The organism is Bradyrhizobium sp. LA6.1 (genome assembly GCF_040547805.1).
Lineage (GTDB): Bacteria > Pseudomonadota > Alphaproteobacteria > Rhizobiales > Xanthobacteraceae > Bradyrhizobium > Bradyrhizobium barranii.
The window spans coordinates 21,739-35,302 of record NZ_JBEPQK010000026.1 but is presented as its reverse complement, the minus strand read 5'-3'; the positions used below and the strand labels follow the sequence as shown (position 1 = coordinate 35,302).

The following is a 13,564-nucleotide window of genomic DNA, read 5'->3' as shown; positions in this document are numbered from 1 at the left end:
AAAAGAACCTGCAATGCCTTTACCTGGATCTGAGCGCGTCAACACCGAGAAGTCGGGCAGCATCTTGGGCTTCAACGGGCTGCGCGGTCTCTCGGTCGTCCTGGTCTATCTCAATCACAAGTGCGGACTGCAGTTCTACTCGGGCAGCGTCGGCGTCTGGATATTCTTCATCCTGAGCGGCTTCCTGATCATCGGCGAGCTCAACAGGCAGCGAGGCAAGGTCGGGACGGCCGCGTCCCGGCCCGCGGCGGAAGTCGTCACCTTCTGGGTCAAGCGGGCGACGCGCATCTTTCCCGCATATTATGCGCTTCTCGCCATCCTCTTCCTGGCCCGGTCCTATTTTCAGCACGCGGGGCCCGATCTCGGCTTCCGCTATCACGTCGTGTACCTGTCGAACTACTGGATCGGCAGCGTCATCGGCGGGACTGCCGGTCCCTTCGGCGTGCTCTGGACGCTCTCGGTCGAGCAGCAGTTCTACGTGATTGCGCCCTTCCTGTTCATCCTGCTTCCGCTGGAGCGCCATTTCGTCACCTGCATGAGCGTCGTCGCCCTCGGGTTGATCGGCCATTTCCTGATGTATTCATCGGGCTTCAATCACACCGCCATCCACACCTTGTCGCCCTGGAATTTCAGCCTGATCGCGTTCGGTGGCGCGATCACGATCCTGCATCTTCGCAGGCAGGGATGGGCCCCGAACGGCAACGGCATATTTGCCTGTCTCCTCATCGTCGCGTTCGCGCTGTGCTCGAACGGCGTGATTTACGAGGCCCCTTCGTATCTTTCTCCCGCGATCGACATTGCGATCGGGCTGTGCCTGGTCGCGCTGATCTGGTGGGTGCGCGCCAACCAGGACAGTGCCTTTGTTCAGGCGCTGGAGTGGAAGCCGCTCGAGCATCTCGGGAAGATCAGCTACGGCTTCTATCTCGTTCACAACTTCATCCCGAACCCGCTGGGCAAGGCGCTGACGCTCTATGGCGGGATGTCGGTGCCCGAGAGCGTGAAGATCACCGCGGGCGCAGCCATCGGTTTCGTGATCTCCTACGCTGTCGCGCATGTGTCCTGGAAGTACTTCGAATCGCCGATCCTGCGCAGCCGTCGCGGCCTGACCAAATTCTTCCTGCAATACCTGCCCGAAAATCCCTCGCAGGGCGTGCCGCGAACCGAGCTGAAATAGCCTAGCGGCTCATCCGAAAGCCATCGCCATCGACTGGATAACAGCGATGGCGAATTCGCAGGCCCTTCTCCGCGACGAAATGCGAGAACAATTCCCGATCGGCTTCGGGCGCGGCGCAGGTGCGTTCGAGCAGCGCGATGCGCGCCTCGGCGCCTGCCGCCTGATAGAACGTAGCTGCGCTTGGGAACAGGCGGGCCTGGAAGATATCGGCGAAGTCCTGGGTGGCGTAATCCCTGAGCTCGGGCGAGGCCGCATTGAAGGCGCGAAGCGCCAGTGGCGCGCGGATGAGCTGGAGCCAGGCCTCGTGTGGTGCGAAGCGATAGGAAAGACCCAGCAGTTCCGCCGTTCGCGGCCCAAAGCCGGCCTGGCGAATTTCGGCCCAGTAGCTGCCGAACCAGCCCAGTGCTTCAGTCGGCGCGCATGCCAGCAAGGCACGGCTCGTCGACGCGACGGCGTCTGCATCGAGGTCGATCTGCTTCAGGTCGCCTGTGCGTGTCGATTCGTCGGCGATTGCGAGCTGGAGCAGCAGGAGCTCGCGCAGCGTCTTGGCGCTGCATAGGCGACGGGCGGATGGCAAATTGTCCGATACGATCCGTCTCAGGCGATCGACTTCATATCGCTCGCCGCGCGCGACGCGTCCTGCAATCTGCGGAACCGCGGGATTGGTCACATCCGGGGCGATAGCCGCGATCCACGCCAGCGCGGCTGCGGCCAGCGCGATGGTCGAGCCGCGCAGAAGCCAGCGATACGCGGTCCCCGCTGCCTGTGCCGCCGGCTCGGTGGCGCTAGGCTCCCTCGACATAGTAGCTGTTGTAGTGCGAGCCCTTATACGCCTCGATCCTCTTGAGCATCTTCGGATTGGCGCGATTGAGCACGGCGCCCAGAAGCTTCTTCTGAATGCCTTCGGAACTCGCCATCGACTCCTGGAGCGCGTTGCGGGTCGTACGGCCCCACTCGATGACGTAAACCATCGCATCGACGAGATGGCTGACAGCCTTGGCGTCGGTGACCGGCATCACCGGCGCCAGATCGATGACGATGTATTCGTATTCCTCGCGCACCACTGCAAGCAGGTCAGCCATCGACTTGGAGGCGATGACGTCCGCCGAGTTCACCATGCGCGATGCGACGACGGAGGGCAGGAAGTCGAGCCCACTCTCCTTGCTGCGCTGGATATGATAGCCGAACGAGCGCGGATCCTTGAGGGCTTCGACCAGGCCGGTCTTGGAATGGGGGGCCAGCGCCCTCGTCAGCGAGCGGGTATGGAGGTCGCCGTCGATCAGTAGCGTGCGATGTCCGGTCAACGCGGTCAAATGACCGAAATTGGCGGCAACCGTCGTTTTTCCCTCTTTCGGCAAGGACGACAGGATTCCAATGATCTTGACCTCGCGCGACAGGCGCGCGACGTCGATCGACACCTTGATGTTCCGCAGCGTCTCCGCGAACCGCGAGAACGGGTGCTCGACGACGTAGCTGGATATGTTTCCTTCCGGATGATCTGCCGAAGCCCTCGCCGCGCGGATGTCGGGAAGAACGCCGAGGCATTTCACCCCGAGCTGATCCTCGACGTCGCTCGGAGATCGCAGCACGTCGCTCATCAGTTCCTTCGTGAAGGCCGCCCCGAAGCCGAAACAGAGACCGCCGAGCAGGCCGCCGACCAGCGCCAGCAGCGTCTTGGGTGAGCTCTTCTTGTCGGGTTTGACCGCCGTGCCGATGATGCGCGCTTCGCTGATCGGGAAGCTCTGGTTCTGCGTCGCGTTCTGCAGCTTCTCGAGGAAGTTGTTGTAGAGGTTACGATAAGTATCCGCCGCGCTTTCGAGGTCGCGCAGCTTGACCTGCGCCTGACTCGTGCTGCCGGCCTGGGATACGAGATTCTTGAGATTCTCCTCAAGCGCCGTCTCGCGGCTCTTGGCGATCTCGTACTCGCTGCGATATGCGTCCGCGATACGACGGACCTCGTCCGCGATCGCCTTGCGCAGCTCTTCCATTCGGTTGGCGAGGTTGACGGCCGCCTGGTGGGTCTTGCCGTAACGGCTCGACCAGTCGGCATATTGCGCCGCCAGGTCGAGATATTGGGCGCGCAGGCGCGTGATCACCGTGTTGTTGAGTGCGTCCGTCACGGTCGGCTGCACGAGATCCTTGTCAAGCAGCGCCTCGATCCGGTCGAGGCGGGCCTTGGCCTCGGCGGTCGCGGCATGAGCGGCAATAAGCTGAGAGTTGACGTCCGCAAGCTGTTGCTCGCTCATCAGACCCCGGCTGGTGCCCACGATGTTGTTTTGCGCCTTGAACGTCTGCACGGCGCGGTCGCTCGCCGTCGCCTGTTCACGCAGCTCGGCGCTGCGTTGCTGGAGCCACTCGCCGGCGCGCTTGGTCGACTGATATTTCGCCTCCAGCGCGCCGACGATGTAGGCGTCTGCAATCGCGTTGGCGATCTGCGCAGCCTTGTTCGGATCGATCGAACGGTAGTTCATCGAGAGGACATAGGTCGTCAGCACGCGCTCGACCTTAAGGTTCTTCTGGAGAAGCTCGACCGCGCCGCGCTCGACCCGCTCCTTGCTCGGAGGACCGTCCGACCCGAACATCGAGATGACCTTGCCGATGACCAGCGGAATCAACCCGGGATCCGAGCCGTTGAACTCCGGATCCTCGGTGAGCTTCAGGCGACGGACGATCGACAGGAGGAGGTCGTCAGACTGGAGAATCTCGACCTGGCTGTCGACGAAGCCCGGGTCGATCAGCGCGTTGGCGGTTCCGCTGTCCTTGTCCAGTACCTGGGTTTGGCGTGTGTCCATCAGGATGCGCGCATTTGCCGTGTACATCGGCGTTGCCACGATCAGGTAGACGAGAACGATCGCGAGCGTACCGGCCACGATGGCGACGATCAGCGGCCATTGGCGGCGTACGATGTCCAGAGCGCGCTCGGCGCTGAGCGTCGTGCCACCGACCTCGATGGCATATCTCGGGCGTTGCGGAAACTGATCTCGTGGCTGAAACATCTCTGGGAATCTTGAGGTTGTCACTCGGGAAGGGGAACGGGTTTGAACGGGTCGGCGAGTTCGGTCTTCCACTCACCCGACATCAGACCGGCGCTTGCACCCGGACCCGCCGGTGCATTGCTGGCCGTGGCGGGAGCCGGGCTTCCCGGAACGGGCGCAGCCGCGGCGTCCTGATCCGTGAGATATCCTTTGAGGACGGACCCGTCGTGCAGCTTGGCAACGAATTCGCTGATCCGGCGCGCGACGTCGGGCTTGGTCGCGATGCAGCGCTCTTCGGCACGGTGAAGCCCGGCGCCGATTGCGACACGGTCGGCCTGGCTCGCCTGGCGCAGCATGTCCCGAACCGGATCGAGCGCGGCTATGTCGGTCACCAGCAATCCGGTGAGCCGGCCCGAAAGCTTGTCCCTGTCGTTCTTCGACTGTCGCAACAAAACCGAGGGGTCCGAGACGAATGCGCTGACCGCGGACGACGGCGCTCGTTCGGCGCGATCGACGCATTGAGCCTGTGCCGGCGCCGACAGCGTCGCAGACACGGCAACGGCGATCACTGCCGCGATCCGTAAAACCGGCAGGGAGCCACGCAACAAGCTATCGAGTTTGATTAGGATCGCGCTCATATCTCGTTGCAAACTAGCGATGACGTATGGATTTAGGCCCTAGGTCCTTGATGACCCAAAACTATGTCAAATTCTTGTGCGGCGCAAAATATAAACCAGTACGGACCAAATTGCCATACTTGCCCGCTCTGCATCCCCGTTTCGCATGAACGAAATTCTTGCTGCGATCAGGCGCGGATTCGGCGAATGGTTGCGCGCGCTCGTATGCGATAAGCACGAATTTTAGGCAAGCGCCATGCCAAGGCCAAGCACCATGCCAAGGCAAAGGCGCGAGGGACGGTCTGGCAGACCATCGCCTCGCGCCTGTCGCAACCTGCGATTGAGGGCGGTAGAGCGAAACTTCGCGCGGTCTATTCGGAGGTCCGCAACATCGCGAGACGCGTGGCGCGCAGGCGCTCGCCATGCTCGCCGATCGCGACCCAGAAGCGCGGATTTCCGCCGGACTGCATCGAGATCCACTCGTAATCCGCGGCGTTCCAGGGGCGCACCGAAGCGGAAAGATTGTCCAGGACGAAGTCGCCGTCGGCAAGTCGCGCCACCAGCACGAGATGGCCCTGGCCGCCATTTGTCAGGACCACTGCGAGGCGCAGTGCCGACTTGGGCCAGCCCATCTCGATCAGTTGATGACGCTTGGTGACCGCGTAGTCGTTGCAATCGCCGGCGGACGGCGAAAGGCTCCAGCGCGCCACCATCGGATTGGTCGATTTCTGCATCGGTGTGATCGACGCGTTGACCGAGCTGTTCACCTCGCGCAGCATGCTCATCGCCCGGTCGCCCGAAGGCAGTGTCCGGTCGGCGGCGTCGCTCGCGCATTCGCCGTCGTTGTTCATGCAGAACTTGACGAATTGCAGCGGCGCGAGCGCATTGTCGTACTCGCGGATGAACGCGCTCTTCGCCTGATTGAGCGAACTGTCGTTCAACATCTCGGCCTTGGCGGCGGTGCCGGTCGACGCGATCCCGATCGCGACCAGCGATTTGATAATCCAGCTCATGACATCCCCGTCTCGCGTTTTCTTTTTTGACGCTACGGGTATCTCACAAACGATTTGAGCTTTGGTTCCGCGGAAATTTACAATTGTAGCTAAATAGGCCGGTCACGGGACCGGCCTGGGAGGGGTGGTTAACGGTTCCAGCCGTCAGCGCGACGGGCTTACCGAGGTCAGAACGGCGGTCGACGTCGCCGCAAACAGCGTCTGCGTCTGTGACGCCGCACCGGGCCCGCTCTGGTTCACGACCGTGGGTGCGGTCGAGCTTGCTCCGCCACCGCGTGCCTCCGCCGCGGTCGAACCAGGTCCGCCGCCGGCTGTGGTCTCGCCCGTCGGATCGGCGCCGTTGGTCGCTTCGGTCGGGATATCGCCGGTGATGCTGGTGAACGATTGGATCAGGTCGGGATTCTCGGTCTTGAGAACCGCCTCCTGGATCAGCTGGGCAACGCCGGGCTGCGACAGGACGCAAACCGAAGCGGCGGTGCCGAGACCAGCGCCAATGGCGCGGCTTTGATCGGTGCTGCTGGCCTTCGCCAGCGAGACAATGCCATCGACTGTCTCGGGACGCGCGGTCAGAAGGTCGCGCACAGCCGAGGCGAGGCCGCCTTGTCCGTCCTTGAACTGGTCGAGCAGCCCGCCGGGATTGGCCAGAAAGTCGGTGGCGCGCTCGGCTGAAACAACGCCCGTGTTGGCAACGCAGCCCGAGCTGACGCCCGTTGCGCCGAATGCTGCCGGCATTCCGGCGAAAATTGCCAGCGCTCCGACGACCACGGTGAAGCGCCTACCAGAATTCCAGCTCATTGCCCTGCCCACTTCAATCAATTTGGCTTTAAACTTCAATTAATTTGACTTTAGCTCGACTTGCACGGATTTGCCACGTTCTTTTCGCATCTGTGATGGTAGCGATTGCGCGAGGCCGCACCCGACGATGGCTGCGAAAAACACGCCGTAACCGGGTATCTGCAACGAGAAATCGATGCAGCTATGTGCAACTCCCAATACAGCGACGCTGGCGCCGATCACGGGTATGTAGCGGTCGCGTTTTCGGCGCAAGCTTCCGGTAAACAGATGGTAAAGATACCAGAGGCAGGCCAGCGCGATGACGGCGAAGGCGGGGATGCCTAATTCGACGGCAATTTCCAGCGGCGTGCTGTGAGCGCGGTCCCAGATGCCGAGACTGCCGAGCGTTGCGGGTCTGATGGCGGGAAAAACAGCTTCGAAATTGCCCAGCCCGACACCGAGCAGCCGATGATCAGCGATGATCCCCAATGATGCCTGGTACGCAGCAAGCCGCTGCGGATCGACCAGCCCGTGTTCGACGATTCGCCCCGCCACGAGGCCGCCTACGAGCTGCAAGAGCACGAGCCCTGCTGCCGCTGAGCCGCCGAGGACCAGCCACTTCCGCGATCTGCCGAGCTCGAGCGGCACGAGATAAAGGATGATGGCCAGCACGAACGTGCCAACCGACAGCAGCAGACCCGCCCGCGATCCGGTCATGGCAAGCGCGATCGTGCAGATCGCGAATCCCGCACCGAGCGCCACCGGCGCGGAGAGGATTTGCTCGAGCCGCGATCGCCAATCCGGTTGTTCCGGCGGCCCGCCTTCCTGGCGGTGCATGGTGCGCAGAAGCGGCACCAGAAACAGCAGGGCGCAGCTGCCCCAGAACGTCGCCGCCGTGTTTCGATTGACGAAGGTCCCTGTGGCAAAGCCCAGGTAGGCTTCTTTCTGCCTGAACAGCACCATGTCCGGTGCGATCAGCTCCGCCAGAATTCCGTACAATGCATACAGGCATCCCGCCCATGCCAGTATGCGTAGCAGCGAACGTGCGGCTCCCGCATCGCTTGCAAGAATCACGGCGCGCGTGAAGGCGAGCGACAGCAGCAAGACCGATCCGAACGCCAGCCACGTTCCGCGTGCGGTGACCGAGAGGCGGTCAGGCAACACGAGGCCGAAAAAACGCCGCGGCAGTTCCCAGACCGCTGCTGATTCACTGGACGGATCGCTCCACGTTTGCAACGCCACGATGACAACCACCGCCGCGATCGCCACTGCCAATGGAATGAGCAACATGGCATTGCGACGGCTCACGGCCGAAAGATCGGCGGTCAGCAGGCTGCAGACGAGCAGAAAATTCCAGAAGCAAATCCACGCGAGGTCGAGGGATCCGAGCGGAAGTGGCGCCAGCACAAACACGGCTGTGGCGAAAAATCGCGATATCGCGCCCAAAGGCCCCTCTGTCATTCAACTCAGCCGCGATGGAGCTATCAGAACTTCGCGCGAGATCAAGTTAATGCGAGGCTAGGTCGTTGATGGCCATTCGCAACATTGCAAACAAGGCCGCAGCTCGCGCGTGCAGCCCTGATCTGTTCCAAACGCAATGCCCGTTGCCTCACGAAAGCTGAATTGAAGTCTATGAGCATGTCGTCGGAGCAAAGATGCCGACCGGCGTCTTGCTGCCGCATCTGTCGTGCACTGTCCTGGTCGAGATCGGCGCTTCGCGGCTCTTTTCAGTTGAATAAACCACCCGGTGGAGGCATTATATTGCACCGCAGCATTTCGCTTTGGTCGAATCGTAGAGCCTCTATCAAGTGCTAGCTCATCAAACAAAGGCGCACTACGTTCCGCTGGACAGCGTTCGTGGCCTCGCCGCCCTCTGCGTGGTCGTCCATCACTTCGTCGGATCGGATCCGCTCGCCGCTGCGCTACCTCATCGCGCCTGGATCGACGTCGCGTTTTTTCACAATTCCTGGCTCTTCGTCGATTTGTTCTTCGTGTTGAGCGGCATCGTGATTTCGATGAGCTATGTTCAGTCCGAATTCAGCGGGTTCGACTTCCGAACGTTCACCTTGCGTCGTATCGCACGCATCTATCCGCTGCACATCGTCATGCTGTTCGCCTTTCTGGCGTTTCGGCTGATGCGGCTCACGCTCACCGAACTGGACCTGCTGCACTTCTCGACCAACGAGACGGCGGATCTCCAGGTTAACAATGTGTACTCGTTTGTCGCGAATGTGTTCTTGCTCCATGCTATGGGCGTGCTCGACTATCTGAGCTGGAACGGCCCGAGCTGGAGCATCAGCGCGGAGTTCTACACCTATCTCGTGTTTGGCGCCGTCGTCGTCCTGTCGCAGCGCCTTGGCTACATCAAGCTCGTCTATGTTTTCAGCGCCGTGCTGGCCGTGATGGGCGCGGCTCTCATTATCTTCGTGCTCAAGAATGAAACGCTCGACTTCCAGACCAACGCCTTCACCCGATGCTTCCTGGGCTTCTTCGTCGGCGTGCTCACGCTTCGTTTCGTCTCGGGAAAAGGTCGTTCAGTGAGCCCCTTCGTTCAGTCGGCCTGCCAGATCGGCGCGGCCGTCGTCGCCATCGTGCTGGTTTCAGTCGTCGGCTTCGACGAACGGCTCAGCTTCGTGGCGCCGATCGTTTTCGGCGCCCTGCTGGGCTCGCTGATGGCGTTTCCGGAGCGGCTCCTGCCGAGGCTGCTGTCCGTCCGTCCGCTGGTCTGGCTGGGCAAGCGCTCCTATTCGATCTACATGACGCATGCGCTGATACTTGTCCTCATCCAGTACTTCGCGCGTGGCGTGGGCACCGGGCGCCTGCAAATCGTGGACAACATTCTTCCCGGACTGGCAGCCTCGCTGCTGCTCGCCGTCTTCGTGGCCGCCGTGCTCGTGCTCTCCAACCTCACCTACCTCTGGGTCGAGATGCCGGGGTCGCGGTTCGTGCTTCGGCTTTTCAATCGCCGCGCCGTTCCCGCTGTGGTCGCGGCGGAGTGACGGGCATGTCCAGCAGCTCTTCGGCTCTACCGAGGTCGGACTGGCGCATGGTCGATCCGGTGGCCTTGCCCCGGCATCACCAGCAGGAGGGCAGTGCATTCTTCAGTCTCGAGGCAATCGCGCTCTTGCTTTATTTCTACCGCGATGCGCTCGCAGGCGCGTTGCGCTATTATCTGGCCGTTCTCAAGATCAGCCCGCTGTGGTTCCTGCCTGACATTTTCGCGCTGGTCTGCATTTTTGCCTTCGTGCAGCGCTACGTCCTGATGGGACGTAACCTCGTCGCGATCCTCACGCTGTTCTACATCTGCTTTGCGCTTTACCTCGGATACGTGTTCCTGGGCTATTTCAGCGGCATGATGTCGTCGTTCAAGATGATCGCGCCGGTGTTCGTCGGCTTCTGCTTCTGCGGGCGCAATTTCGGCGACTACGATCGACTGCTGCGGTGGCTTCACCCGATCTTCTACCTGACGATCGTCGGGATCATATTGTCGTCCCGCATGCAGTTGCCTTGGGTGGGATATGCCTACGAGACTTTCGGCACGACGCGGCAGGCGACGCGGCTGTGGTGGTCGGCGTCCGAGACGCGCCTCGCCGGACTTGCCGCCGACAGCACGATGGCCGCATTCTTCGTGTTCATTTCGTTCACGATCAGCTCGGTGCGCCGGAGCCTGCTGTGGTGCCTGTTCTGGGCGCCCATCGGTCTCTACGCCATCAAATTGACCACGAACAAGACCTCGCTCGGCGTGATGGTGATCTACATCGCTTGCCTGATCATCGTTCGCCTCGTTCCCGAGCGTGAGAAGTTTCCCATGCTCCGGCGCATGGCGCTGCTTTCGTTCCTGTCGATCCTCGTGCCTGCGGTGCTGATCGCCCTGTTCTCCGGCAACGGGCTTGTCAGCATGTCGCGCGGCCTGTTCAGCCTGCAGGACCGCGTCAACAACAGCTGGCAGTTGCCGTTCGTCTACATGGCTGAGCTCATGCCGGTCGGCTTCTTCACCGGCTGCGGCCTCGGTTGCTTCAACTATCCGCAGCTGCTGTTCTCGAACAAGCTCAGCTATTACGTTCCGGTGGATAATTTCTACCTCGGCACCTACCTGATGTTCGGGCCGATCTTCGTGTTGTTCATGGTCATGGTCATCCTCGCGGTCGCAAGGACCAGGGACATCTACAAGCTGTCTTTCGCGGTCGCCATGAACCTCTTCACCATCACGGTTCTGGCCTATGGTCCCGCAAGCGGCCTGATCATGCTCGGCGTCGCCTTCAGCGAAGTCTTCGCCCGAGAGAGACGTGACGAGACCGTCGCGGACGCGGTGCCGCTCGCGCCTGACGTCGACGATCTGGTCTCTCGGCCGGCATGATCGCGATGTTGCCGCATGCAATGAGCTGCAATGCGCAGCACGGGCTCTGGTCCGCAACTTTCCTTCGTCTTGATATCGGATCGCGGCGGTGAGCGCAGACAGCAAGAATTTCGTGGAGGCGATCCAGGGGCTGCGCGGCGTCGCCGCGCTCACCGTGCTGATCGTCCATCTTCAGGACATGCCGCTTCTGGCGGGCTTCCTGCCTCCGATCTGGCCGTGGCTGGAAGCGACGGTCAACATGGGCGGGCACGGGGTCGAGCTGTTCTTCATGATCAGCGGCTTCCTGATTCCGGCGAGCCTGATGCGTCACCGCAGCGTCGGGAAGTTCTTTCTCGATCGCGCCCTGCGAATCCTGCCCGTGTTCGTGATCCTGCACCTGATCCTGTTCACGGCAGGCCCCCTGGTTGGCTACAAGTTCTTCAAGGGGATCGACCTGCCGACCTATCTCAAGCTGTTCTTCGTCAATCTGGCGTTCCTGCCGGACGCGCTGGGATTGCCGATCGGCCAGCAGAATGCATGGACACTGAGCTACGAATGGGCGTTCTACATTCTGTTCGCGGTGATCTTCGTGATGTTGGTGCGGCGGAGGAACTGGCTGCTGGCGGCGCCGTTCATCCTGCTCGGTCTCGCGGGCATTGCCTTTCGGCCGATCGCCGCGTTCTTTCTGGTCGGGCTGTTGTTCAGCCTGATCGATTTGCGAATCCGCGTCGTCGGCTGGCCCGGATTGCTGGCGGGCATCCTTTGCGGGATCGCGATGTACGTGTCGATCGAATATGCGCATCCGCTGGTCGGGCTGCTGCCGGGCGCGCTGCTGTTTGGAATGGTCCTTGCTCCGGACTCCGGTATTGCCGCCGCTTTGAGCGGCAAATTCCTACAGTTCCTCGGAAAGATCAGCTATAGCCTCTATTTGGTCCATCCTTTCGCGCTATTTCCGTTGCAGGTCATCGGAGTGAAGCTGGCCGCGCATGGCGTCAATCTCTGGCTCCTCTGGGCCGGGTTCGCGGGCCTCGGCCTGATTGCCGCGCTGATAGCGGGAACGGTCAGTTACGAGCTGATCGAAGTGAGACTCCGCCGCTTGCTCGATCCGGTGCTGCGGGGCCTGTTGTTCGGAGTGCGCCGTGAAGCTCGCTATGTCGCCTGAGCGCATCCCTTCGCAATCGTTTCAGCCGGATCACGTACGAGAGATGTCATGATCATCAAGAATCTGCTCTCGATGTCGAGCGTGAACGTCGTGAAGTCGGCCGTTCAGTTCCTCATCACGCTGCTGATCACCTATTTCGTGACGCCCACGGAATTCGGGCTCGTTGCGTTTTCGCTGCCCTTCATCGCCTTCATCTCCATGCTGACCGACCTTGGGCTGTCGAGCGCGATGATCCAGCGGACGTCGCTCACCAGGGAGGAAGCCGGCGCGGCGACGACTCTGATGGTCGCGATCGGGATTGGTTGTGCCCTGGTGCTGGCCGCCGCCTCGAAACCGCTGGGGGCTGCCGTCGACATGCAGGGGCTGCCGTCCGTGCTGGCTGCTCTCTCCGGTTCGGTCGTCTTGTCCATTTCCGCGATGGGGCCGCGCGCGGTCCTGGAGCGCTCCCTGCAATATCAGACCATCGCCTTGATCGAGGCCGGCGCGGCTCTAGCTTCCGCGACGGTGGGCGTGGCCGGAGCCCTGCTCGGATGGGGGATCTGGGCGCTGATCGCATACTATGTCCTGATGCAGGCGGTGCGCGCCGTCGCCTTCTATGTGAACACCAGGCGCCATATCCATCTGTCCTTCAAATGGCGCGGCGTCGCGCTGATGCTGTCGTTCGGCGGTTGGGTGCTGGCCTCGAACGTCCTCAACTTCACTGCGAGAAACGTCGGCAATCTCATGATCGGCGCCAAGCTGGGCGCGGCGGCGGTCGGCCTGTTCGGTCTCGCCTTCCAGTTCATGACGCTTCCGCTGATGATCCTGTCGTGGCCGGGCGGCGGCGTTCTGATGGCCACCCTGAGCCGGATGAACGGCGAACGGGAACAGGAACGGCGCCGGTCGGCGATCTGCGCGGTGCTCGGCATGACCGCGATGATCACATTCCCGGCGATGATCTATCTGACATTCGGGCTGAAATATCCCGTTGCGACGTTCCTCTCGCCGCATTGGCAGGAAGTCCTGCCGCTGATTGCCATCCTCGCGCCCGCAGGCGCGGCACAGTCGATTGCGGCCTATGCCGGGCCGATTCTGCTGGCTCACAACAAGGCCCGGCTTCAGTTCTGGGTGAGCACCGCCAACAGTGCCAGCATGATCCTTGCCTTTGTCGTGGCGTTGCCGTTCGGGCTCACGGCCGTGGCGGTCGTGTACCTGATCGTATCGATCCTCGTTTGCGTCCTGATGCTGATGATTGGAGCCCGCAACTGCGCGATCTCCTATGCCTCTTTGTTGGGCGCCCTGATGCCGGCCACCGTCGCCACCGCGCTCGGCGCATTGTGTGCGCTCGTCGCCACGAAGGCAGACGTCGCAAGCCTGTCACATTGGCTGTTGGCGACGGCCGTCTATGCGCTGATCGTGCTTGGCAGCTACGTGATATTCAGGCGTCGTATCTGGAACAGCATGCAGTCGCTGCTCGGCGGCTCGGTTCCGCCGATCCAGGCGAATGTCTCCTCGGCAGGTTAGTAGAGAACGT

At 61.8% G+C, this 13,564-nt stretch carries 11 protein-coding genes; 5 read left to right on the top strand and 6 right to left on the bottom strand.

All coding sequences use genetic code 11. The annotated features are described in order from the left end of the window. Positions 1-13: 13 nt before the first annotated feature. Positions 14-1,174: an acyltransferase family protein gene (locus ABIB99_RS40070; RefSeq protein WP_354181172.1), complete on the top strand. Its 1,161-nt coding sequence runs from the start codon at positions 14-16 to the stop codon at positions 1,172-1,174. 1 nt (position 1,175) lies between these two features. Here ABIB99_RS40070 and ABIB99_RS40065 read toward each other — a convergent pair whose 3' ends face one another. The 6 genes from ABIB99_RS40065 to ABIB99_RS40040 form a co-directional block, all read right to left on the bottom strand. Beyond that, the gene (locus tag ABIB99_RS40065; protein WP_063985228.1) at positions 1,176-1,976 is read right to left on the bottom strand and encodes a hypothetical protein; all 801 of its coding nucleotides are present in this window, start codon (positions 1,974-1,976) and stop codon (positions 1,176-1,178) included. Next, entirely contained in the window at positions 1,960-4,170 is a 2,211-nt protein-coding gene (locus ABIB99_RS40060) for a GNVR domain-containing protein (protein ID WP_063985227.1), read from the bottom strand. The genes ABIB99_RS40065 and ABIB99_RS40060 overlap by 17 nt, the downstream gene beginning before the upstream one ends. Before the next feature lie 20 nt (positions 4,171-4,190). Beyond that, positions 4,191-4,718, bottom strand: a complete 528-nt coding sequence (locus ABIB99_RS40055; protein WP_245328480.1) for a hypothetical protein — start codon at positions 4,716-4,718, stop codon at positions 4,191-4,193. Between the two features lie 419 nt (positions 4,719-5,137). Next, positions 5,138-5,779, bottom strand: coding sequence for a transglutaminase-like cysteine peptidase (locus ABIB99_RS40050; protein WP_063985225.1), 642 nt, complete (start codon positions 5,777-5,779; stop codon positions 5,138-5,140). Between the two features lie 144 nt (positions 5,780-5,923). Next, positions 5,924-6,574 carry a hypothetical protein gene (locus tag ABIB99_RS40045; RefSeq protein ID WP_063985224.1) on the bottom strand — a complete coding sequence of 217 codons (651 nt, stop codon included), beginning with the start codon at positions 6,572-6,574 and terminating at the stop codon, positions 5,924-5,926. Between the two features lie 39 nt (positions 6,575-6,613). Next, a complete protein-coding gene (locus tag ABIB99_RS40040; RefSeq protein WP_063985223.1) occupies positions 6,614-7,999 on the bottom strand; it encodes an O-antigen ligase family protein in 1,386 nt (461 codons plus the stop codon). Between the two features lie 362 nt (positions 8,000-8,361). Here ABIB99_RS40040 and ABIB99_RS40035 point away from each other — a divergent pair, with 362 nt between their 5' ends. From ABIB99_RS40035 to ABIB99_RS40020, 4 genes are all read left to right on the top strand, one after another. Further along, on the top strand, positions 8,362-9,552 hold the full coding sequence (locus ABIB99_RS40035) for an acyltransferase family protein (RefSeq protein WP_354181170.1): 1,191 nt from the start codon (positions 8,362-8,364) through the stop codon (positions 9,550-9,552). Positions 9,553-9,557: 5 nt separating this feature from the next. Next, on the top strand, positions 9,558-10,910 hold the full coding sequence (locus tag ABIB99_RS40030) for a hypothetical protein (protein WP_028152415.1): 1,353 nt from the start codon (positions 9,558-9,560) through the stop codon (positions 10,908-10,910). An 88-nt stretch (positions 10,911-10,998) separates the two neighbouring features. Next, complete coding sequence (locus ABIB99_RS40025) at positions 10,999-12,051, top strand: acyltransferase family protein (RefSeq protein WP_063985222.1); 1,053 nt, start codon at positions 10,999-11,001, stop codon at positions 12,049-12,051. Positions 12,052-12,099: 48 nt separating this feature from the next. Continuing rightward, on the top strand, positions 12,100-13,554 hold the full coding sequence (locus tag ABIB99_RS40020) for a lipopolysaccharide biosynthesis protein (protein ID WP_063985221.1): 1,455 nt from the start codon (positions 12,100-12,102) through the stop codon (positions 13,552-13,554). Positions 13,555-13,564 lie beyond the last annotated feature (10 nt).